The 20,060-nt window shown below is 72.3% G+C and carries 21 protein-coding genes; 12 read left to right on the forward strand and 9 right to left on the reverse strand.

The window, feature by feature from the left end; all coding sequences use genetic code 11:
* Positions 1-229: 229 nt before the first annotated feature.
* Positions 230-1,291 (forward strand): transcription termination factor Rho, encoded by a 1,062-nt coding sequence (gene rho, locus H4696_RS00870; RefSeq protein WP_086865125.1) that lies wholly within the window; start codon positions 230-232, stop codon positions 1,289-1,291.
* A 4-nt stretch (positions 1,292-1,295) separates the two neighbouring features.
* Here the strand turns inward: rho and H4696_RS00875 are convergent, their stop codons facing one another.
* From H4696_RS00875 to H4696_RS00895, 5 genes are all read right to left on the reverse strand, one after another.
* On the reverse strand, positions 1,296-1,472 hold the full coding sequence (locus H4696_RS00875; RefSeq protein ID WP_169735209.1) for a hypothetical protein: 177 nt from the start codon (positions 1,470-1,472) through the stop codon (positions 1,296-1,298).
* Between the two features lie 14 nt (positions 1,473-1,486).
* The gene (locus tag H4696_RS00880; protein WP_086865126.1) at positions 1,487-1,765 is read right to left on the reverse strand and encodes a hypothetical protein; all 279 of its coding nucleotides are present in this window, start codon (positions 1,763-1,765) and stop codon (positions 1,487-1,489) included.
* A 103-nt stretch (positions 1,766-1,868) separates the two neighbouring features.
* Positions 1,869-2,069: a DUF3072 domain-containing protein gene (locus H4696_RS00885; RefSeq protein ID WP_086865127.1), complete on the reverse strand. Its 201-nt coding sequence runs from the start codon at positions 2,067-2,069 to the stop codon at positions 1,869-1,871.
* Between the two features lie 67 nt (positions 2,070-2,136).
* On the reverse strand, positions 2,137-2,559 hold the full coding sequence (locus H4696_RS00890; RefSeq protein ID WP_086865128.1) for a hypothetical protein: 423 nt from the start codon (positions 2,557-2,559) through the stop codon (positions 2,137-2,139).
* Positions 2,560-2,622: 63 nt separating this feature from the next.
* Positions 2,623-3,675, reverse strand: a complete 1,053-nt coding sequence (locus tag H4696_RS00895; RefSeq protein WP_086865129.1) for a C40 family peptidase — start codon at positions 3,673-3,675, stop codon at positions 2,623-2,625.
* Between the two features lie 417 nt (positions 3,676-4,092).
* Here H4696_RS00895 and H4696_RS00900 point away from each other — a divergent pair, with 417 nt between their 5' ends.
* The gene (locus H4696_RS00900; RefSeq protein WP_086865130.1) at positions 4,093-4,923 is read left to right on the forward strand and encodes a peptidoglycan-binding protein; all 831 of its coding nucleotides are present in this window, start codon (positions 4,093-4,095) and stop codon (positions 4,921-4,923) included.
* 77 nt (positions 4,924-5,000) lie between these two features.
* Positions 5,001-5,819 carry an LLM class flavin-dependent oxidoreductase gene (locus H4696_RS00905; RefSeq protein ID WP_086865131.1) on the forward strand — a complete coding sequence of 273 codons (819 nt, stop codon included), beginning with the start codon at positions 5,001-5,003 and terminating at the stop codon, positions 5,817-5,819.
* Here the strand turns inward: H4696_RS00905 and H4696_RS00910 are convergent.
* On the reverse strand, positions 5,773-6,717 hold the full coding sequence (locus tag H4696_RS00910; RefSeq protein ID WP_086865132.1) for a threonine/serine dehydratase: 945 nt from the start codon (positions 6,715-6,717) through the stop codon (positions 5,773-5,775). The genes H4696_RS00905 and H4696_RS00910 overlap by 47 nt on opposite strands.
* An 85-nt stretch (positions 6,718-6,802) precedes the next feature.
* Here H4696_RS00910 and H4696_RS00915 point away from each other — a divergent pair, with 85 nt between their 5' ends.
* A complete protein-coding gene (locus H4696_RS00915) occupies positions 6,803-7,687 on the forward strand; it encodes a LysR family transcriptional regulator (RefSeq protein ID WP_143265452.1) in 885 nt (294 codons plus the stop codon).
* A gap of 537 nt (positions 7,688-8,224) precedes the next feature.
* On the opposite strand, the gene H4696_RS00920 is transcribed toward H4696_RS00915, so the two are convergent.
* Positions 8,225-9,142 carry a LysR substrate-binding domain-containing protein gene (locus H4696_RS00920; RefSeq protein ID WP_192781982.1) on the reverse strand — a complete coding sequence of 306 codons (918 nt, stop codon included), beginning with the start codon at positions 9,140-9,142 and terminating at the stop codon, positions 8,225-8,227.
* A gap of 73 nt (positions 9,143-9,215) precedes the next feature.
* Between H4696_RS00920 and H4696_RS00925 the strand changes: the two genes are divergently transcribed.
* From H4696_RS00925 to H4696_RS00945, 5 genes are all read left to right on the forward strand, one after another.
* Positions 9,216-10,145 (forward strand): DMT family transporter, encoded by a 930-nt coding sequence (locus H4696_RS00925; RefSeq protein WP_169735168.1) that lies wholly within the window; start codon positions 9,216-9,218, stop codon positions 10,143-10,145.
* 10 nt (positions 10,146-10,155) lie between these two features.
* Positions 10,156-11,052: an NAD(P)H-binding protein gene (locus tag H4696_RS00930; RefSeq protein WP_086864463.1), complete on the forward strand. Its 897-nt coding sequence runs from the start codon at positions 10,156-10,158 to the stop codon at positions 11,050-11,052.
* The gene (locus tag H4696_RS00935) at positions 11,049-11,627 is read left to right on the forward strand and encodes a CPBP family intramembrane glutamic endopeptidase (RefSeq protein ID WP_086864462.1); all 579 of its coding nucleotides are present in this window, start codon (positions 11,049-11,051) and stop codon (positions 11,625-11,627) included. Before H4696_RS00930 ends, H4696_RS00935 begins: the two co-directional genes overlap by 4 nt.
* Positions 11,628-11,720: 93 nt before the next feature.
* Positions 11,721-13,502 (forward strand): glycoside hydrolase family 76 protein, encoded by a 1,782-nt coding sequence (locus tag H4696_RS00940; protein ID WP_086864467.1) that lies wholly within the window; start codon positions 11,721-11,723, stop codon positions 13,500-13,502.
* A 14-nt stretch (positions 13,503-13,516) separates the two neighbouring features.
* The gene (locus H4696_RS00945; protein WP_169735167.1) at positions 13,517-14,128 is read left to right on the forward strand and encodes a SecDF P1 head subdomain-containing protein; all 612 of its coding nucleotides are present in this window, start codon (positions 13,517-13,519) and stop codon (positions 14,126-14,128) included.
* 3 nt (positions 14,129-14,131) lie between these two features.
* Here H4696_RS00945 and H4696_RS00950 read toward each other — a convergent pair whose 3' ends face one another.
* Entirely contained in the window at positions 14,132-14,605 is a 474-nt protein-coding gene (locus H4696_RS00950; RefSeq protein WP_086864461.1) for a MarR family winged helix-turn-helix transcriptional regulator, read from the reverse strand.
* 82 nt (positions 14,606-14,687) lie between these two features.
* On the opposite strand from H4696_RS00950, the gene H4696_RS00955 reads away from it, so the two are divergent.
* From H4696_RS00955 to H4696_RS00965, 3 genes are all read left to right on the forward strand, one after another.
* A complete protein-coding gene (locus H4696_RS00955) occupies positions 14,688-15,329 on the forward strand; it encodes an FMN-dependent NADH-azoreductase (protein ID WP_086864460.1) in 642 nt (213 codons plus the stop codon).
* Positions 15,330-15,453: 124 nt separating this feature from the next.
* The gene (locus tag H4696_RS00960) at positions 15,454-15,960 is read left to right on the forward strand and encodes a histidine kinase (protein ID WP_086864459.1); all 507 of its coding nucleotides are present in this window, start codon (positions 15,454-15,456) and stop codon (positions 15,958-15,960) included.
* 79 nt (positions 15,961-16,039) lie between these two features.
* Positions 16,040-16,666, forward strand: a complete 627-nt coding sequence (locus H4696_RS00965; RefSeq protein ID WP_086864458.1) for a response regulator — start codon at positions 16,040-16,042, stop codon at positions 16,664-16,666.
* Here the strand turns inward: H4696_RS00965 and H4696_RS00970 are convergent.
* Complete coding sequence (locus H4696_RS00970; RefSeq protein WP_249027209.1) at positions 16,647-20,039, reverse strand: indolepyruvate ferredoxin oxidoreductase family protein; 3,393 nt, start codon at positions 20,037-20,039, stop codon at positions 16,647-16,649. The two genes, H4696_RS00965 and H4696_RS00970, sit on opposite strands and share 20 nt — an antisense overlap.
* Positions 20,040-20,060: the final 21 nt, after the last annotated feature.

The following is a 20,060-nucleotide window of genomic DNA, read 5'->3' on the forward strand; positions in this document are numbered from 1 at the left end:
CAGCCGCTTTCCCCCATGTCGGCGGGCTTCTCTTCAGAGCTACCCACCGCGACGGGGTCTTACCCGTTGTGCTTCGTGAAATGTCTCGCTACAGTGAAGTCGCACCTCGCGGATGCCGGCCCCCAGGCCGCCCGGAGGAAGCTCCCGGATCCAGGCCGCTCGGCCTCTTTCCTCATTCCCGGCCCGCGCCGTTCCGCGCGTCGGGCCTGCACCTCATCAGGAGACAACCATGCCTTTTCACGGAATCCTTGACCTGTCCGGAAAAACCCCGCTCGTCCGCCGCGGCTACCGCCATGCGCCCGACGATGTCGCGATCCCGCTTTCCTTGGTGAGCAAGCACAAGCTGCGCGCCGGCGACGAAATCACCGGTACCGCCGAAGAAATCATCAGCGTCGACGGCGTCAGCCCGGACGAGCCGCGTCCGCACTTCGCCGATCTCGTGCCGCTGCACCCGGAAGAGCGGCTGCTGCTCGAAACCACGCCGTCGCGGCTGCTGCCGCGCGTGATCGACCTCGTCACCCCGCTCGGCAAGGGGCAGCGCGCGCTCGTTGTTTCGCCGCCGAAAGCCGGGAAAACCACTGTGCTGCAAGAGATCGGGCACGGCATCGCGACCAACCACCCGGACTGCCGGCTGCTCGTGCTGCTCGCCGACGAACGCCCGGAGGAGGTCACCGAGCTGAGCCGGACCGTGCGCGGCGAAGTGATCGCCTCCACCTTCGACCGGCCGCCCGCCGAGCACGTCGCGGTGGCGGAACTCACCGTCGAGCGGGCGAAACGCCTGGTGGAGCGCGGCGAAGACGTCGTGCTGCTGCTCGACTCCCTCACCCGGCTCGGCCGCGCGTACAACCTTTCGGCCCGGCCCTCCGGTCGCACCCTTTCCGGCGGCGTCGACGCGGCCGCGCTGCAGCCGATGAAGCGCCTCCTCGGCGCCGCCCGCAACGTCGAAGGTGGCGGCTCCCTCACAGTCGTCGCGACCGCCCTGGTGGAAACCGGTTCGCTGGCCGACACGGTGTTCTTCGAGGAGCTTAAGAGCACCGGCAACGCCGAACTCAGGCTCGACCGCAAGGCCGCCGAGCGCCGGGTTTTCCCGGCGGTCTACATCCCCGCGTCCGGCACCCGGCGCGAAGAACTCCTAGTCACCCCGGGCGAACTCGCCGCGATGCGCGAAGTGCGCCGGGCGCTGTCCGGCCCGCACGGGATCGAGCAGCTGCTGGAGCAGCTCCGCAAGACGGGCTCCAACGCCGAGTTCCTGCTCCGCGTGATGGGCGCGGCCGCGCCCAAAGCGGCCTGACCGCTCAGCTTTCGCGCCGCTCCCGCAGTTCGCCGATCACTTTCTGCCCGACGCCACGGGCTTCCTCCGCGCTGTCCGCCGGTTCACCTTCCCCTGACTCGTAGAGATCATCGTCCGCCCGGCCGGGGTCTTCGGTTTCCGGTCGCGCGATTTCGGGTTGCTGCTCGTTCGGCTGGGACATCGGTGAACCCCCGCTCATCGAGGTGGCTGATAGGGAGTGGCGGGCGGGTAGGACGGCCGTTCGGGCCCGCGGTTCAGGGTGGCGACGAGAAAACCGAACCCGACGACGCTCACGACGAGCGCCGCGGCCCCCGGCGCCGCAACCCACCACCCGACGCCGGTGGCGGCCACGAGCCACGCCGCGACGAGGGTGCGCTTGGCGGTGAGGGGATACGGCTTCGGCAGCTCTCGTACGGCTGCCACGCCGAGCACCAGCAGCCCGGCCAGAGCGACGATCAGCACGATGGCGTACACGGGGATGTCCTCCTTCGGGGTGGTCGGGCATCTGCATGGAGAAATACCCGCGAAGGGGCACGGCACGCCGTGTCGTCCGGCACACGAAGCCCGAGCCGGGAGCTCAGCTGCCCCGGCCCGTGGCCTGCTGCAACGCGTCGATCCGGGCCGAAGCCTCCGCCTTCGTCAGGTTCTCCGGCACTTCTTCGCCCGCTTCCTGGGCCAGCGTCTGCAGGTACGACTTCTGCGGCCCGGTCATCGGCTCGTCGCCCGTCGTCCAGTCGCTCGGGTCCTTCTCCGGGTTGGGTTCGACCTGATCCGTCATGACTCCTCCGATTCGAACACTTGTTCGTCTTGGTTCGACTGTAGCGCGGGGGTCCGACAATCGCCGCTCACAGGGCGGCCGGCGGGGTGCTCGGGGCGCCCGCTTCGTGACCCGGCCTGCCATGGGTCCGGCGGTCGTCCTTCATCTGCTGTTCGTGCAGGTGGCGGCGGCCTCCGGTCAACGACTCCAGCAGCGAACGCTCGAGGTCGCGGCAGGCCGTGTAGTACCCGTCGTCGTACTCCTCGACGATCTGGAAAGTCCACCGATCGGGTAACACGTTGAGCCCGATGAGCTCCTCGGAGATCCGCCGCGCCCAGTCCTCGTGGCCGGCCTTCTCGAGCTGCTTCACGGCGTCGCCGAGGGCCAAGTCCGCGCTGCCCGTCAGCTGGTGGAACGAATAGAGGTGCCCGCGGGCGCGCTCGATCGTCTCGAGGGCCTCGGTGACCTTGCCGACGGCTTCGACGGTGGCGGCGTCAGGGTTCTCGACCATGACGCGAAAGTGCCCCGTTCCGGGATTTCTACACTTCCCGGAACGGGGCACCCCGCCGCAAACTCAGGCCGTCGGCCGCGTGGCTCCCGCGTACTGGCTCATCAGCGGCGAGATCTTGACGACGTCGCCGCTCGTCGGCGCGTGGACCATCTTGCCGTCGCCGATGTACATCCCGATGTGGGACACCGGCGAGTAGTACGCGACCAGGTCGCCCGGCTGCAGCTGGCTGCGCGACACCGGGGTGCCGAAGCCCGCCTGGGCCGAAGACGTCCGGGGCAGGCTGATCCCGGCCTGCTTGTACGCCCACTGCATCAGGCCCGAGCAGTCGAACGTGCTCGGCCCGGTGGCGCCCCAGACGTACGCGCTGCCGAGCTTGCTCAGCGCCGCGTTGACCGCGGCCTGCGCCGCCGCGGTGGGGGCCTTGACGTTGGGCGCGGAACCGCCGGTGTCCTTCTGGGCGGCCTTGTCGGCGCTGCTCAGGCTCCGGCTCTGCGCCTCGATCTGGTCGATCTGCGCCTGCAGGTTCTTCTTCTTGCCCTCGATGTCCGCCGCCAGCTTGGCGGCGGCGTCACGGGCGTCCTGCGCGCGCTTCGCGGCGTCGGTCGCCGCCTTCTCGGCCGCGGTGGCCTTTTCCGCCGCGCCGCTGAGGTTGTCCATCGCGGCGTTCTTGTCGGTCGCGATGACCTCGAGCGCGGCCGAGCGGTCCAGGAAGTCCTGGGTGGACGTGCCGGCCAGCAGCGCCGACAGCTTGTTCAGCTGGGCACCGCTGGTGAACGACGCGCCGGCGAACTTGTCCACCTGCGTCTGGTACTTCTGCTTGGCCTCGATCGCCTGGGCGCCGGCGTCCTTCGCGGCCGTGACGTCGGCGTTGGCCTTGTCGAGCTGGCCCTGCTTGGCGGTCAGGTCGTCCTGGGCCTTGAGCAGGTCCTCGTTGAGCTTCTCGGCCTGTGCCGCGAGTTCGCGGTACTTGGCCAGCGCGTCCGAACCCGCGGGCGGGGCCTGGAGGACGGGGATCGGGGCGGCGGTGGCCGGGGGCTGGGCCATGGTGACGACAGTGATCACCGAGGCCGCGGCGAGGGCACCTGACACCACGCGCTTTACGGGATGCGTACGCATTCTCGCGCGGGTCTCCTTTGCTGTTCGGCCGCCGTCGGGTCCGGACGGGCGAGTCGGGGGCCTCGCCCGGGCGCGCTCTGCCGCAACAGGGAGAGCGCGCGGTGGGTGTCCGGTACCCGGCAGGGGGTATCGGCGGCGATCTCGCGTCGCCGTCCATCGACGACCGGGGGCCGCGAGATCTCGAACAGGTTACGAAAGGAACACGGCAGCGTCCAGAGGGGCCCCCTCAAAACTCTCCGTGACGACGTGAAACACGGCTGGACCAGTGGGTCTGGAACACCGTGTGGCGGGGATTACACGTCGTGACCGCGATTTCTTACCCTACCCCCCCAAGGGTATGAGCCCGATTTGTACGTCCCTTGTACCGGCGAGGGTGATCCTCCTGGCCGAAGAGATTCCGACCAGTGGAGGACAGGGATGTTCACGAAGGCCGCCGTGTTGACGGCGCTCACCGCCGCGGCGTTCGCCGTGGCCGCACCGGCTCAGGCCGAGACCGCGGTCACGACGGCGCTACCCACGGCGAACATGGAGGCCGTGCTCAAGGCGGCCCAGATCGACCCGCGCCGGGCCGACGACACCCAGACGCCGGGCGCGCACGACAGCGTCCTGCTCGTCGAGCAGGCGCTGCAGGCGAAGGGGCTCCTGGCGAGCACCTACGTCGACGGCTACTTCGGCACCACCACGATCACGGCGTACTCGCAGTACCAGAAGTCATTGGGCTACACCGGGATCGACGCCTCCGGCCTGCCGGGCAAGACGTCGCTGGAGACGCTGGGCGAAGGCCGGTACACGGTCACCAACCCGGTTTCGGCGGGCAGCCACGTCACCTACCACGGCGTCACGCTCAACACCCGCACCAAGGCGATGCTCGTGGCCGCCGAAGGCCTCTTCGGTTCGTCGGTCAGCCTGACACAGGGCTCGTACAACCCGGGTGGCGTCGACGCTTCGGCCGGGACGCACGACGGCGGCGGCGCGATGGACATCTCGGTGTCCAACCTGTCGTCCACGAGCCGGACGAACCTGCTGAAGGCGCTGCGCAAGGTCGGGTTCGCGGCCTGGCTGCGCACCCCGGACCAGGGCTTCGCCTACCACATCCACGCCATGGCGATCTCCGACCCGGACCTGTCGTCGGGTGCCCAGCACCAGACCGGCGACTACTACCTGGGCATGAACGGCCTCGCCGGCCGCGGCGCCGACGACGGCCCGGCGGTCACCAAGGTCACGTGGGAGGAATACCAGCGCGGCTGACGCCGGGCGCCCGGTCGTGGTGGCACGGCCGGGCGCACTGGTGGTTTGATCGGAAGGACCGACACAGGGGGTTTCCGATGGCAGGCAAGGCGTTCCGGTTCGGCGTGGTCGCGGCGGCTCAGGAAGGCGGCGCGAAGTGGCGCGAGACCGCCCTGCGTGCCGAAGCGCTCGGCTATTCGACGCTGCTCTCGCCCGACAACCTGAACCTGCCGACCCCGACCGCGGCGCTCGCGGCCGCCGCGGCGGTGACGACCGACCTGCGTGTCGGGTCCTTCGTGCTGGCCAGCCCGCTGCGCACCGCGCGGGCGGCGGCTTGGGAAGCGCACAGCCTGACTGCCATCACCGAAGGCCGGTTCGAACTCGGCCTCGGCACCGGGCTCCCGTCGATGCGGCAGCAGGCGGAGGAACTGGGCCTGCCCTACGGCTCGGGCCAGGAGCGGCTCGACTCGATCTCCGAGACCGTCGACCACGTGCGGCGGCTCGACGGCGACGCGCACACGCCGGTGATGATCGCCGCGGGCGGGCCGAAAGCGCGGGTGCTCGCCGCGAAGAAGGCCGACATCGTCACGCTCGCCGGCGGTCCGCTGACCACCCGCGAAGAAATGGCCGGCCAGATCACGGAAATCCGCGCGGCGGCCGGTGAGCGCGACCTCGAGATCGCGATGAACATCTGGGTGGTCGGCGAAGAAGTGCCGCCGTGGATCCGCGGGTTCATCGGGGTCGACGCCGAAACGCTGATCGCGCACGACTCGCTCGCCATGCTCCGCGGCAGCGCCGACGCGATGGTCGAAGAGCTCGAACGGCGCCGCGAAGAACTCGGCGTCTCCTACTTCAGCGTCAACGGGGCGTTCACCGAGCAGTTCGCGCCGCTGGTTGCGCGGCTGGCGGGGAAGTGAGCGTCGCGGGGTCGGTGTTGGCCCCGCAGAGCAGGACGGCGACCCGCTCGCCCGGCGCCGGCCGGTAGGCCCCGGTGCGCAGGGCGGCGAACGCCGTCGCCCCGCCGGGTTCGACGGCGAGCCGGTAGCGGTCCCACAGCGCCGCGCGGGCGTCGAGGATCGCGGCGTCGTCGACCAGCACCGAGCCCACGTCCGAGCGGGTGGCGACCGCGAACGCGATGTCGCCCAGCCGCGAAGCGCCGAGGGAGTCGGCGGCGACGCCGGACACCTCGACCGCGACCGGTTCGCCCGCGGCCAGCGCCGCGTTCAGCGTCGGGGCCGTCCGCGGTTCGACGCCGACCACCCGCGCCCGGCCCTCGACCGCGGCGGCGATGCCCGCCAGCAGCCCGCCGCCGCCGACCGCGACCAGGATCGTGTCCAGCCCGTCGACGTCTTCCAGCAGTTCCAGGCCGATCGTCCCCTGCCCGGCGCAGATCTCCGGCTGGTCGTAGGCGTGGCAGAAGAGCCCGCCGGAGTCCGCCGCGTGCTTCACGGCGGCGTCGTAAGCGTCGGCGTACTTGTCGCCGACCAGCTCGACGGCCGCGCCCAGCTCACGCAGCTTCGCGACCTTCACCGCGGGCGCGTTCCTGGGGACGTAGACCCGGGCGGCCACCCCGAATTCGCGGGCGGCGTGGGCGACGGCGAGCCCGGCGTTGCCGCCCGAGGCGGCCACCACCCCGGCCGCCGAGAGCTCGCCCGCCGCGATGATCCGGTTGAAGGCGCCCCGCGCCTTGAACGACCCGGTGTGCTGCAGCTGCTCCAGCTTGAACCACACGCCGTCGTCGGCGAGGACCGGCGTCCGGCGGACCCGGCCCCGGATCCGCGTGGCCGCCACTTCGACATCCGCAGTGCTGATCATGGGTCCAGCATGCGCGCCGGCCCGCCGTAAGCACCAGCGACGTCTCCTATGCTGGCATCAGCGGAGCTGATGGCTGGAGGTCGCGGTGCTCGACGCCCATCGCCTGGCCGTGCTGGCCGAGGTCGCGCGGGCCGGCTCGATCGCCAGAGCGGCCCAGCGGCTCTCCTTCACGCCGTCGGCCGTCTCGCAGCAGCTGGCCAAGCTCGAGCGCGACGTCGGGGCCCGCCTGCTGCACCGGCACGCCCGCGGCGTCACCCTGACGCCGGTCGGGGAGGCGCTGCTCGGGCACGCGGAGACGATCGTCGGCGAGCTGCGCACCGCCGAGCGGACCGTCCGCGCCCTGCTCGACGAGCAGCCCGCGCAGCTCGCCGTGGGCACGTTCGCGAGCGCGGGCAGCACGCTCGTGCCCGCCGCGCTCGCGGACTTCCGCCGCGACCACCCGGCGGTGGCGCTGCGGCTGCTGGACCTGGAGCCGCCCGACGGGTACGGCCTGGTCAGCTCGCGCGACCTCGACCTGCTGATCACCCACCGCTATCCCGGGGCGCCGCTGCCCGATCCCCGCGGGCTCACGCGGACGCTGCTGCGTTCCGAGCGGTTCCGCCTGATCCTCCCGGCCGGCCACCCGAAGGCGAAGGCCAGCCGGCTCACCCTGCGCGCGCTGGCCGGCGAGGACTGGATTTCCGGCAGCCCCGGCGTGCCCAACCGCGTCTGCCTGGACCAGCTGGCCGACGCCGCCGGGGTCGTGCTGCGGGTGGCCTACGAAACCCGGGACTACCAGGTCGTCCTGGCACTGGTGGAGGCCGGGCTCGGGATCGCGTTCGTGCCGGAGGGCGTGCTCGGCAGGCTGGGCCCGGCGCGGATCGAGGTGCGCGACGCCGCCGACGCGCGGCCGACCCGCGAGATCTTCCTGGTGCACCACCGGCGTCCCGGCCCGCTGGTGACCGAGATGGTGGCGCTGCTCGGCCGTTAGGGGGCGGCGCGCGGTTCCGGATGCCCCCAATGTGGCGTTGGGTGCGTTGGACGCACCGAACGCCACATTGGGGGCGTACCCGCTGGTCACCCTCGCCTGACTTTGCCGGGCCCTAACGCCGGATGCCAGGGCCCCGGCAAAGTCGGGTCAGCACGGCGGATCCGGCGGTCTTGCACGTCATGAAAGGGTCGTTCACCTCGCCTCACGTCAGGGTCCCGGCAAAGTCCCGTCGGTGCACTCCGCAGCGTTGCCCCAGCGTCTTGAATGAGTCATTCAGGTCTTCAGAAGACCTGAATGACTCATTCAAGACGTGGATCGAGCGGGTCACGGCGGCAGGGTGGCCGCGGGCGGCTCGGCGTCGCGGGATGTCATGAACGGGTCGTTCATGTCGTCTGGCGAGGTGAACGACCCGTTCATGACATCCCCACGACGCCCGGCAGACCGCTCGACCGCGACTTTGCCGGGCCCCTGCGCCGGATGCGATGAACGGGGTCGTTCATGACGTCCGGACCGGGATCACGGCGAAACTCTCGGTCGTTAGGGGCGGCCGGTGGGCTCGAAGCGCGCCGATGCCGCCCGCAGCGCGTCCAGACAAGCCCGCACCGCGCCGCGGTCCTCCTCGCCCGCGCGGCAGATCGCGAAGATCGTCCGGTTCAGCGCCGGGCGCGTGGTCAGGATGCGGACACCGTCGGGAAGCCGGTCGCGGGCGAGGCGGGGCACCAGCGCCGCGCCGATGTTGCCCGCCACCAGGGCCAGCTGCGTCGGGTAGCTGCCGACCGTGCAGCTGATCCGGGGCTCCAGGTGCTGGGCGCGCAGCACCTGCGTCAGCCACTCGTGGCAGCCGGACCCGGCGCTCCAGGCGATCCACGGCACGTCGTCCAGCTCGGCCAGGTCGACGGCCTTGCGGTGGGCCAGCCGGTGCCCGGCGGGCAGCGCGAGGTCGGCGACGTCGGCGAACAGCGGGATGGCGGTCGCCGACGGCGGGATCTCCGTCGGGCGGTCCGCCCAGCTCTCCACCACGGCGACGTCGAGGTCGCCGGACACCACGCGCGGGATCGTCTGCTCGGCCTCGCCTTCGTGCAGCGTCACCACCAGCCCCGGGTGCTGGGTGGAGAGCGTGGTCAGCGCGGGCGGCAGCAACGCGTGCACGGTCGTCGGGATCGCGCCGATCCGCAGCGGCCCGAAGACGTCCTCGCGCAGCAGCTCCAGGTCCGCCTTCGCCTCGGCGACCTGCGCGAGGATCCGTTCGGCGTGCCCGGCCAGCACCTGGCCCGCCTTCGTCAGCCGCACACCGCGGCCGTGGGGTTCCAGCAGGGTCTGGCCCGCCTCCCGTTCCAGCTTCGCCAGCTGCTGCGACACCCCCGACGGCGTGACGTGCAACGTCGCGGCCGCCGCGGCGACCGAGCCCTGAAGTGCGACAGCGTGCAGCGCGCGCATCCGCTCGAGTCCGAACACGGTAGTGATGCTACCGAATTCCGCGAAGGAACATTCGCTTGTCCTTGACAGTCGTGACCCGCACGCTGGAGGGGTGACCACGACCGCGTCCCGCCCCACGACCACCGCACCGGCGTTCACCAGCCGGTTCGACCCGCGGCTGCTGGCCGCGCTCGGCAGCTTCTGCATCTCGCTGTCGTCGGTCTTCATCAAGGTCTCGCACACCAGCGGCAGCACGAGCGCGTTCTGGCGCTGCCTGCTGGCCCTGCCCGTGCTGGTGCTGCTCGCCGCCCGCGAACGGCGGAAGGCGGGCACGGTGAACCGCCGCGTGCTCCTGCCGCTGCTGGCCGGCACCGGGCTCGGCCTCGACTTCGTGCTGTGGGGCGAGGCCATCCCGCGGGTCGGCGCCGGCATCGCCACCGTGCTGCTGGCCGTCCAGGTGATCATCGTGCCGCTGCTGGCGCTCGTCTTCCTGCGTGAACGGCCGTCGAAGCGCTTCCTCGTCGTGGCGCCGGTCCTGCTGGCCGGCGTGGTGCTGGCCGGTGGCTTCGCCGGTTCCGGCTCGTTCGGCCCGGACCCGGTGACCGGCGCGGTCTTCGCGTTGCTGGCCGGCGCGGGCTACGCGGTCTACCTGTTCCTGATCCGGCTCAGCGGCGCCAAGGGCACCCAAGCGAACTCACTCGCGCTGGCGACGGTTTCGGCGGGCCTGGTGGCCTTCGTGGCCGGCGTCCCGACCGGCACGCTCGACCTGACCCCGCCCCCGGCGGCGTTCGGCTGGCTGGTCGCGCTCGCCGTCGTCGGCCAGCTGATCGGGTGGATCCTGATCTCCGCCGCGCTGCCCCGGATGTCGGCCACCACCGGCGCGACGCTGATGCTGCTGCAGCCGGTCGGCGCGGTGCTGCTGGGCATCGTCCTGCTGGGTGAGGCGCCGAGCGTGCTGCAGCTGATCGGCTGCGCGGGCGTGGTCGCGGCGGTGTGCATCGCCGGTAGCGGACGATCTGCGCGCGAACGGCGTCCCGGCTAACGTCGCGGGCATGCGGATACTGGTGGCCGGTGCGTCCGGTTTCGTGGGCGGCAAGCTCTGCCCGGCGCTGGAAGCGGCCGGGCACGAGGTGCTCGCGATGACCCGCCACCCCGCGAAGTACCAAGGGGCCGGGAAAGCCGTGCGCGGCGACGTCGCCGACGTCGGTTCCCTGCGGGACGCGCTCAAGGACGTCGAAGCCGCCTACTACCTGGTGCATTCACTCGACAGCGCGGACTTCAAGCGCCGCGACGCCGACGCCGCCCGCGCCTTCGCCCGTGCCGCGGGCGACGCGGGGGTCCGCCGGATCGTCTACCTCGGCGGGCTCGGGGACGACGACGACACGCTCTCGGAACACCTGGCCAGCCGCCGCGAGGTCGAACGGCTGCTGGGGGAGACCGGCGTGCCGGTCACCGTGCTGCGCGCCGGGATCGTGATCGGCCACGGCGGGACGTCGTGGGAGCTGACCCGCCAGCTGGTCGAGCACCTGCCGGCGATGGTCACCCCGCGCTGGGTGAGCACGCGCACCCAGCCGATCGCGATCGCCGACGTCGTGCGCTACCTGGCCGGCGTCCTCGAGCACCCGGAGGCCGAAGGGAAGACCTTCGAAATCGGCGGCCCGGAAGTGCTGGCCTACCGGGACATGCTGCAGCGCGTCGCGGCGATCGAAGGCAGGCCGCTGCTGATCCTGCCGGTGCCGCTACTGTCTCCGCGCCTGTCGTCGTACTGGCTGTCGCTGGTCACCGACATCGACGTGCCGACCGGGCGGGCGCTGATCGACTCGATGACCAACGAGGTCGTCGTCCGCGACGACGCGATCCGCCGGATCGTCGAGTTCGAGCCGCTGGGCTACGACGAGGCCGTGCTGCAAGCGCTGGGCGAACGCGCGAAGAGCAGGCGGACCGCGTGAGACGGGGGTTCCTGGCCGCCGTCACGGCCGCCGGGTCCGGGCTGCTCGGCGCGTCACTGGCCAGCCGCCCCGGTTCGCGCCGGTTCCACACGCTGACGGCGTCGGTCGCGGCGACCTGGTTCGCCGGGGCGGGCCGGGTGCCGCGCGGCCGCCCGGACGTCGTCCAGCCGCTGGTGGTGGGTGCCGGCGCGTTCGGCGTCTTCTACGGCTGCGCGCTGGTGGCCCGGCACATCCCGCCGCTGCGCCGCGCGATCACCGGCGTGCTCGACCACGCCCACCGCGGTTCGACGCCGTCGGTGGCGGTGACGGCGCTGGTCACCGGCGTGGCCGAGGAAGCCTTCTTCCGCGGTGCGCTCTACGACGCGTTCGGGGCGCGTGGCGCCACCGCGGCGTACGTCCTGTCGACCACGGCGACGCGGAACCCCGCGCTGGTGCTGGCCTCCGCCGTGATGGGGGCGCTTTTCGCCGCGCAGCGCCACCGCGCGGGTGGCGTGCAGGCCCCGATGCTGACCCACGTGGCCTGGTCGGCGCTGATGCTCGCGGCGATGCCGCGGCTGTTCCCGCCGGAGGACTAGACCACCGTTGTCCGGAACCGGACAGAATCCTTCGCCGATCGGCCCCGGTGTTCTTATCCTGAAAAGAACTCCGGTGCGTGGAGAGGGATGTCGATGCGGACATTGCTCGTGCTGCTGCTCGTGTTCGGTTCCCTGTCCCCGATACCCGCGACCGCGGCGATGACGGCCGCCGCCGTGTGCGTCACCTCGTGCGACACCCTCGACCCGTCCCGGGCCGCGCGGGAGAGTTTTCCCTTGCCGGACAAGGTGCTCAACGGGCGCGTGCTGCGGCTGCACGCGTCCGACCCGGACGGCATGGCCTGGGCGAGCATCGACAACGGCGTCGCCGGCGACGCCGTCTGGCTCGACCGCTCGTGGGACGGTGGCGCCACCTGGGAAGGCTTGCTGGGCAAGGCGAGCATCCCCGGTTCGTGGACCGGCACCCGCACCCTGATGTACAACCTCACCGATCCGGCGCACCACCGCCGCGGCCTGGTCCGCGCGTGCGGCGACGCGCAAGGCGTCGGCTGCACGGCCTGGATCTACCCGGACGTCTGCGACAGCGCGTGCGACCGGAGCGCCCCGGCGTCCGGGGACAGCCAGCCGGTCGCGCCGGCGACGCTCTTCGGCCGCACGATCCGGCTCCACTTCGACGGCCGCGGGATGGCGTGGGCCGGGATCGAAGCTGGCGGCGCGGGGGACGAGATCTGGCTCGACCGCTCCTGGGACGCCGGCGCGAGCTGGCCGGACGGCTCGTCGCTGGGCCGCACGAGCACCCCCGCGGGCGCGGCCGGCACGCACACCACGGCGTTCGCTACCCGCGATCCCCGCGGCCGGCTCTACGGCGGCGCGGTGCGGGCGTGCGGCCGGGAAGCCACGCACGCACAGGGCAGCTGCACGGCCTGGGCGCGCCCGGCGACGACCCGCGCGGCCGGCGCGCTCGACGCGCTGATGTGGTCCTACGAGCCCTACACCGCGTGGTGGCCGTCGAGCTGGTGGAACTCCGCGGTCGCGGTGACGGCGGTGGCCGACGCGGGCGGGTTCGACACCGCGCTGGCCCGCACCTTCGACGTCAACCGGGTCGCTTTCCCTGCCGGGGCAAGGAGTTCGGACCCGATCGACGGGCACTTCGTCAGCCGGGCGATCGACGACAGCGCGTGGTGGGGCCTGGCCTGGATCGCCGCCTACGACCGCACCCACGACCCGCGGTACCTCACCGAGGCGACGACGATCGCGGACTACGTCCACGGGTTCTGGGACACCGGCACCTGCGGCGGCGGGGTGTGGTGGGACCGCGAGCGGACGTACAAGAACGCCGTCACCGCGGGGTTGTACCTGCGGCTGACCGCGTCCCTGCACCTGCGGATCGCCGGGGACACGGTGTGGGGCCAGCGGGCGAGGACGGCGGGGGACTGGTACCTCGGCAGCGGGCTGGTCAACGCGTCCGGCCTGGTGAACGACGGCTTGACGGCGTCGTGCGCGAACAACGGCCAGACGGTCTGGACGTACAACCAGGGCCTCGGGATCGGCGGGCTGCTGGAGCTGTGGCGCGGCACCGGCGTCCAGTCCTATTTGGACGCGGCGAAGCGGCTCGCGGACGCGGCGATGACGCGGCTGACGTCCGGCGGCGTGCTCGTCGAGTCCTGCGAGACGGGTTCCTGCGACGACAACCAGAAGCAGTTCAAGGGCGTCTTCATGCGCTACTTCGGCGACCTCGCCGCGGCGACGGGCTCGGCGGCCTACCGGGCGTTCGCGCGGAAGCAGGCCGACGCGCTGTGGGCGGGCGACCGGGACCCGCTGAACCGGATCGGGCTGCGCTGGACCGGGGCCACGCCGAACGCGGCCGACTGGCGCACGCAGGCGGCCGGGCTGGAAGCGGTGCTGGCGGCCGGGTAGCCCGGCACGCCAGAATGAGCGGCGTGCGGAACCTCCTGCTCGCGGCCGTCGCCGTGCTCGCCACCGGGTGCTCGCCCGAGGTCGCCGGGCACGCCGCGCCCACCGGCTTCGTCGTCAAGGACGGGACGGTGCTGCGGTTCCGGCCGGTGCTGGCCGAGGCGCCACCGGGACCGGCGGCCGGTCCGGCCGCCGGGCGGCAGAGCACCGATCCCGCCGCCCAGCAGGCCGCCGTGCAGGGGTTCGACTGCGCCCAGGGCAAGCCGGATCCGCTGGACGGCCGGGACGATCCGGCGCTGCCGCTGGTCAGCTGCGACCGCGTGCAGGGCACCAAGTACCTCCTCGGCCCCGGCTTCCTCAGCGGTGCGGACGTGAGCCGGGTGGACGCCGCGCTCGACCCGGCGACGGGCAGCTCGGTCATCAACCTCAGCTTCACCGCCAAGGGCGCGCAGACCTGGGCCGACTGGACCGCCCAGAACGTCGGCAAGCAGGTCGCGATGGTGCTCAAGAGCCGCGTCCTGACCGCGCCGACCGTCCAGTCGGCCATCGCCGGCGGGGAAACGCAGATCAGCGGGAAGTTCACCCTGCCGGAGGCCCGGCAGCTGGCGAAGGACATCGCCGGCGGCTGAGCCTCAGCAGGTCGCGATGTTTTCGGTGCAGGCCTGCGTCTCGGACTTGTTCGTCGCCTGGTGGAGCAGTTCGTAGAGCTGCTCGCGCTGGTCGTCGCTCAGCGCGTGGAACACCTCGTCCTCGACCGCGGCGAGCGCGAACTCGGCACGGACGAGCAGCTTCGCGCCGACGTCGGTGAGCTCGACGACGTGCCGGCGCCGGTCGACGGGGGAGCGGCGCCGCTCGATCAGGTTCTCGGCTTCGAGGTCGTTGAGCAGCCCGACGACGTTCGTGCTGTCCATTTCCAGGATCTTCGCCAGGTCCTGCTGCGAGCTGCCGCCCAGGTCGCGCAGGACGGTCAGGGCGATCAGGTGACGCGGCCGCAGGCCGAGGGGCTTGAGCACGGAATCGCTGCGGGTCTGCAGCCGCCGAGTCAGCTGGCCGAGCAGCGCCCCGCAGCGGTGGGGCGGCTGGTTCACGACCGGCAGCGACGTCATGCGCCCAGTATATGGCCGGTTCAACGGTCGGTGTGCTATTAATGGTTTGTCTTACACCAACGATCTATGGGCGGCTAACGACATGGCGCATCTCCTCCACATCGACTCGAGCATCCAGGGCGAGCGCTCGGTGAGCCGCCGGCTCAGCGCGCGGGCCGCGGCGGCGTGGCGCGCGGCGCACCCGGACGGCACCGTCACCTACCGCGACCTGGGCGCGCACCCGTTGCCCCACATCGATTCCGCGAGCGGCATGGCCGGCATGGTGCCGCCGGAGCAGCGCACGCCCGAGCAGGCGGCCGCGTGGGCGCGGACCACCGAGCTGGTCGGCGAGATCAAGGCGGCCGACACGGTCCTGCTGGGCCTGCCGCTGTACAACTTCGGCGCGCCGAGCAGCGTCAAGGCCTGGGTCGACCACCTGATCGCCCCGGGACTCTCGGTCGACCACGAAACGCAGACCGGCCTCCTCGGCGGCCGCGAGTTCATCGTGCTGGCGTCCCGGGGCGGCGGGTACGGCGAGGGCACGCCCCGCGAAGGCTGGGACCACGCCGAGCGGTGGCTCCCGCACGGCGTCTCGCTGACCGGCCTGGAGCCGCGCTTCATCACCGCGGAGCTGACGCTGGCCCACGTCAACCCGGCGATGGCGGAGCTCATCCCGCTGGCCGACGCGAGCCTGGCGACGGCGGAGCGCGCGATCGACGAGCTCTGGCTCCCGGCCCGCGTCTGACCGCCCCCGCTCACCTGGGGACCCGGCGGCGGCGACGCCGGAGGCGGGCGGTACCGTGCCGCCGCGGGCGGGTTGGCATGTTGCGGCACCCGCGGAGGCCGCACCTGGGTGAGGAAGGTCAGGTTTGAGCGCGCACACCTCCCAGATGGACGACATCCGGCTCGTCGCGCAGCCCAGCGCGCTGCCGGTCACCGAGCTGTTCGTCCGCCTGATTCTCACCGACTGGTCCCTCCGGCCCATGCTGGAGCAGACCACCGCGGCCGCCAGACGGCTGGTCGAGGCCGTGATCGAAGCCGGCAACCCGAAGGCGCCGCCCTTCGTGACGCTGCGGCTGCGGCTGAGCGCCGAGGTGCTGCTCGTCGAGGTCGACGACGACGTCCCCGGCCTGCCGGAACCGAAGGCGGGCCCGGGCGAACGCGTCGGCGTCGAACACGGTGTCGGCGGCGCCCGCACGACCTGGTGCGAGCTGGCCCTCCCCGGCGGGATGAACGCGCGGCAGGTGCGCCTGCCGCGGCGGCAGGACCGCCGGACCCTGGTCGACGAGCCCGTCTCCGGCGACCCGGTGGCCGCGGACCCGCAGGTCCTCGAGCGCCTGCTGACCCGGCTGAGCGGCTGGTCCGCCGACAGCTGACCGGCATCGCCTGAACACTTCGGGCCGCCCATCCGTGCATCAAGGCAGGGGAGGGCGTGAACCGGAGGAGGCTGCCGCCGTGCGCATCGTGATCGCGGAGGACGACGCCCTGCTGCGGGAGGGGCTCGTGCTGCTCCTGCGCAGCGAGGGTTTCGAGGTGGTCGAGGCCGTCGACCACCCGGGCGACCTGGTGGCGTCGGTCGTGGCGGCGGCGCCGGACCTCGCCGTCGTCGACGTCCGCCTGCCGCCGACGTTCACCGACGAAGGGCTTCGCGCCGCCCTCGAAGCGCGCCGCCGCGTACCGGGGCTCGCGATCCTCGCGTTGTCCGCCTTCGTCGAGGACGGCTACGCGGGCGACCTCCTGGCCGCCGGCGGTGGCGGGGCCGGGTACCTGCTCAAGGAGCGCGTCGGCCGGCCCGACGAGTTCCTCGACGCACTCCGGCGCGTCGCGGCCGGCGGCACCGTGCTGGACCGGGACGTCGTAGCGGTCCAGCTGGCCCGGCACCGTCCCGGCGATCCGGTGGCCGCGCTGACCGACCGCGAACGCGAGGTCGTCGCGCTGCTGGCCGAAGGACACTCGGTGCCCACGATCGGGCGCCTGCTGGGCATCGGCACCACCGCCGCTCGGCAGCACGCCGGGGACGTCAGCGCGAAGCTGCGCGTCCCCGGTCAGGCCACCGCGATGCTCAGCTATTTACGAGCGTGAGCAGTTCCGCCTGCTTCTCCCGGTACCGGGCCACGTTGGCCAGCTTGACGTCTTCGTAGCCCCGCACCAGATCGGGCAGCTCCGCCAGCGCGAGCACCCGGGAACGGTCCACATCGGACGCGCGGAACGCGGTCAGGATCGTGGCGCGGTAGTCCTCGACCAGCTCGCGCTCCACCCGCCGCACCTGGGCGCGGCCGAACGGGTCGAGCCGGGTGCCGCGCAGCTTGCGCAGCGCGTGCAGCAGCCGGAACGCCGGGCGGAACCACGGGCCCAGGCTGATCTTGCGCTTCATGCCGAGCGCGCGCAGCACCGGCGGGTGCAGCCGGTAGGCGTACTTGGTGCCGTCGCCGAACTGCTCGGCCAGGCCGTCGGTGAACGCCGGGTCGAGCGACAGCCGGGCGACCTCGTACTCGTCCTTGTACGCCATCAGCTTGTACAGGTGCTTCGCGACGGCCTCGGTGATCTCCGTCGGCCCGTCCTCCAGCACCCGCACCCGCTCGACGAACTCGGCGTACGCGCGGGCGTACCGCTCGTCCTGGTAGGCGACCAGGTCCGGGATCCGGACGTCCAGCAGCCGCGCCAGCTCCGAGCCGGGCTCGGCGTGCACCAGCTTGCGCGCGGACGGCTGCGCGACCGGGCGCGCCGGCGCCGGGGCCGTCGTGAGCGCCTCGGGCTCGGCCACGAGCTGACGGCCGCGGCGGAACGCCTGCAGGTTCGCCTTCACCGCGGTGCCGTTCAGCTCGATCGCGCGCTCGATCACCGCCGCGGGCAGCGGGATCGCGCCGGTCTGGTAGGCGGCGCCCAGCTGGAGCACGTTGGCGAACTGGTCGTCGTCGAAGAGCTCCTCGGCGAGGCCGCGGGCGTCGAGCGAAACCGTCCGCGCGGCCGCGGCTTCCAGCGGCGCGAGGACACTGCCGGGGGAGGGGAAGGAGACCGTCGTGTCGACGACCATCCGCCCGGTCGGGACCTCGGTGGTCGACACGACCGCGGTGGTCCGCTCGGCGTCGGCCACGGCGAGGTTCACCGCGTCCGCGCCGACGAGCGCGTCGCACGCCAGGTAGAGGTCGCACTCGCCGGCGGCGAGCTTCGGGGCCTGCTCGACCGGTTCCGCCGTCACCTTGAGGTCGGAGACGACGGCGCCGCCCTTCTGCGCGAGCCCGGTCTGGTCGAGCGTGCGGACGTGCCGCCCGTCGATTACCGCGGCCGTCGCGAGGATCTGCGTCACGGTGACCACGCCGGTGCCGCCGATGCCGGTGATCCGCACGGTGAAGTCCGTTGTGGACACCGGGGGCGCGGGCACGGCGTCGGCGGCCAGCTCGGTCAGCTTGCGCCGCTGCTTCTTCCCGGTCGGCACGACGGTGACGAACGACGGGCAGTCCCCGGCCAGGCAGGAGTAGTCGACGTTGCACGAGGACTGGTGGATCGTGGTCTTGCGGCCGAACTCCGTCGCCACCGGCTGCACGGACAGGCAGTTCGACTTCGTCCCGCAGTCGCCGCAGCCTTCGCAGACGCGCTCGTTGATGACCACGCGGGTCGTCGGGGTCGTCTGCTTGCCACGGCGGCGCTTCCGGCGCTTCTCGGCCGCGCACTCCTGCTCGTGGATCAGCACGGTGACGCCCTTGACGGCGGCGAGTTCTTCTTGCGTAGTCAGGAGTTCCGCGCGGTCGCGCACCTCGACACCGGCGGGGAGCTTGCGGCGCCGCAGCTTCGCCGGCGCGTCGCTGGTGATCACGACCCGCTTCGCGCCCTCGACGAGCAGCAGCTCGGCGACCTTCTCGACGGGCAGCCCGCCGACCGCGTCCTGGCCGCCGGTCATCGCCACGGCGGAGTTGTAGAGCAGCTTGTAGGTGATGTTGACGCCGGCCGCGACCGCCGCGCGCACCGCGAGGCTGCCGGAGTGGGTGAAGGTGCCGTCGCCGATGTTCTGCACGAAGTGCTCGGCCTCGACGAACGGCGCCATGCCGATCCACTGCGTGCCCTCGCCGCCCATCTGCGTCACGCCGAGGACGGTGCCGACCTGGTCGGGCTCCATGAACAGCGCCATGGTGTGGCAGCCGATGCCGCCGCCGACGAGCGTGCCCTCCGGGACCTTCGTCGACGAGTTGTGCGGGCAGCCCGAGCAGAAGTACGGCGTCCGCGCGAGCAGCGGCACCGAGATGCGCTCGCGACGGCGGCGGGTTTTGAAGGCGTCGACCGAAGGAATGCCCCCGGGCAGCCGCCGGGCCAGCCCGGCGGCGATGCCGTCCGGGTCCAGCTCGCCGAGCTCGGTGAACAGGGTCCGGCCGTCGCGGTCCTTCTTGCCGGTGACCGCGGGGGCGCCGGGAACGCCGTAGAGGACCTCCTTGAGGGCGGTCTCGACGAACGAGCGCTTCTCCTCGACGACGACGATTTCCTCGAGCCCGTCGGCGAATTCGCGGACGATCGCGGGTTCGAGCGGGTGGATCGCGCCGAGCTTGAGCACGCGGATGCCGTACTTCGCCAGTGCGTCCGCGTCGAGGCCGAGCGCGCGCAGCGCCTGCTGGAGGTCCAGGTAGGACTTGCCGGCGGAGACGATGCCGATCCGGTCGGCGGAGCCGCGCGCGGTGATGCGGTTGACGCCGCTCGCGCGCAGGTACTCGGTGACCAGCGGCAGCCGGACGGTGAAGAGGCTGCGCTCCAGCTCGGCGAGGCTGGTGCCGAGCAGCCGGGACGTCGGCGTGTGCCGGTAGGCCCGCTCGATCTCCGGAGCCGTCCACTGCGGACTGACGGTGGCCGTGCCGGACGCGTCGGCGACGTTCGCGACGACCTTCAGCGACGTCCACACGCCGGCCGCGCGGGACAGCTCCACCGCGTGCATGCCGAGGTCGAGGACGTCCTGGGAGTCGATGGGGTAGAAGATCGGGATCGCCAGGTCGGCGAGGGCGAGCTCGGACGCGCAGGGGACGGTCGAGGACTTCGCGTTCGGGTCGTCGCCGACGAGTGCCACGGCGCCGCCGCGCGGGTCGGTCCCGGCCAGGTTGGCGTGGCGGAGGGCGTCGGAGGCCCGGTCCAGGCCGGGGGCCTTGCCGTACCAGAAGCCGGTGACGCCACGCTGCCCACCGGCGCCGGCGACGAGCTGGCTGCCCATCACCGAGGTCGCGGCCAGCTCCTCGTTGAGCCCGGGCCGGTGCACGACGTCGTGCTTCTCCAGCAGCGTCGAGCGGCGGCCGAGCTCGAGGTCGTACCCGGCCAGCGGGGAGCCCTCGTACCCCGAGACGAAGACGGCGGGGTCGCCGCCCTGGGCGCGGTCGTGCCGGACGCGGTCGAACAGCAGCCGGACCAGGGCCTGCACCCCGGTCAGGTGCACGGTTCCCGCCTCCCGCAGATAGCGGTCCTCAAGCGTGAACGTCTCCACGGCGCGGCTCCTCTCGATGTG

The organism is Amycolatopsis lexingtonensis (genome assembly GCF_014873755.1).
Taxonomy (GTDB): Bacteria; Actinomycetota; Actinomycetes; order Mycobacteriales; family Pseudonocardiaceae; genus Amycolatopsis; species Amycolatopsis lexingtonensis.

Excerpts from the sequence above, each read along its gene's own strand:
- rho (WP_086865125.1), top strand. The coding sequence starts at position 230 with ATGCCTTTTCACGGAATCCTTGACCTGTCCGGAAAAACCCCGCTCGTC.
- H4696_RS00875 (WP_169735209.1), bottom strand. The coding sequence starts at position 1,472 with ATGTCCCAGCCGAACGAGCAGCAACCCGAAATCGCGCGACCGGAAACC.
- H4696_RS00885 (WP_086865127.1), bottom strand. The coding sequence starts at position 2,069 with ATGACGGATCAGGTCGAACCCAACCCGGAGAAGGACCCGAGCGACTGG.
- H4696_RS00890 (WP_086865128.1), bottom strand. The coding sequence starts at position 2,559 with ATGGTCGAGAACCCTGACGCCGCCACCGTCGAAGCCGTCGGCAAGGTC.
- H4696_RS00895 (WP_086865129.1), bottom strand. The coding sequence starts at position 3,675 with ATGCGTACGCATCCCGTAAAGCGCGTGGTGTCAGGTGCCCTCGCCGCG.
- H4696_RS00900 (WP_086865130.1), top strand. The coding sequence starts at position 4,093 with ATGTTCACGAAGGCCGCCGTGTTGACGGCGCTCACCGCCGCGGCGTTC.
- H4696_RS00905 (WP_086865131.1), top strand. The coding sequence starts at position 5,001 with ATGGCAGGCAAGGCGTTCCGGTTCGGCGTGGTCGCGGCGGCTCAGGAA.
- H4696_RS00910 (WP_086865132.1), bottom strand. The coding sequence starts at position 6,717 with ATGATCAGCACTGCGGATGTCGAAGTGGCGGCCACGCGGATCCGGGGC.
- H4696_RS00930 (WP_086864463.1), top strand. The coding sequence starts at position 10,156 with ATGCGGATACTGGTGGCCGGTGCGTCCGGTTTCGTGGGCGGCAAGCTC.
- H4696_RS00940 (WP_086864467.1), top strand. The coding sequence starts at position 11,721 with ATGCGGACATTGCTCGTGCTGCTGCTCGTGTTCGGTTCCCTGTCCCCG.
- H4696_RS00945 (WP_169735167.1), top strand. The coding sequence starts at position 13,517 with ATGAGCGGCGTGCGGAACCTCCTGCTCGCGGCCGTCGCCGTGCTCGCC.
- H4696_RS00950 (WP_086864461.1), bottom strand. The coding sequence starts at position 14,605 with ATGACGTCGCTGCCGGTCGTGAACCAGCCGCCCCACCGCTGCGGGGCG.
- H4696_RS00955 (WP_086864460.1), top strand. The coding sequence starts at position 14,688 with ATGGCGCATCTCCTCCACATCGACTCGAGCATCCAGGGCGAGCGCTCG.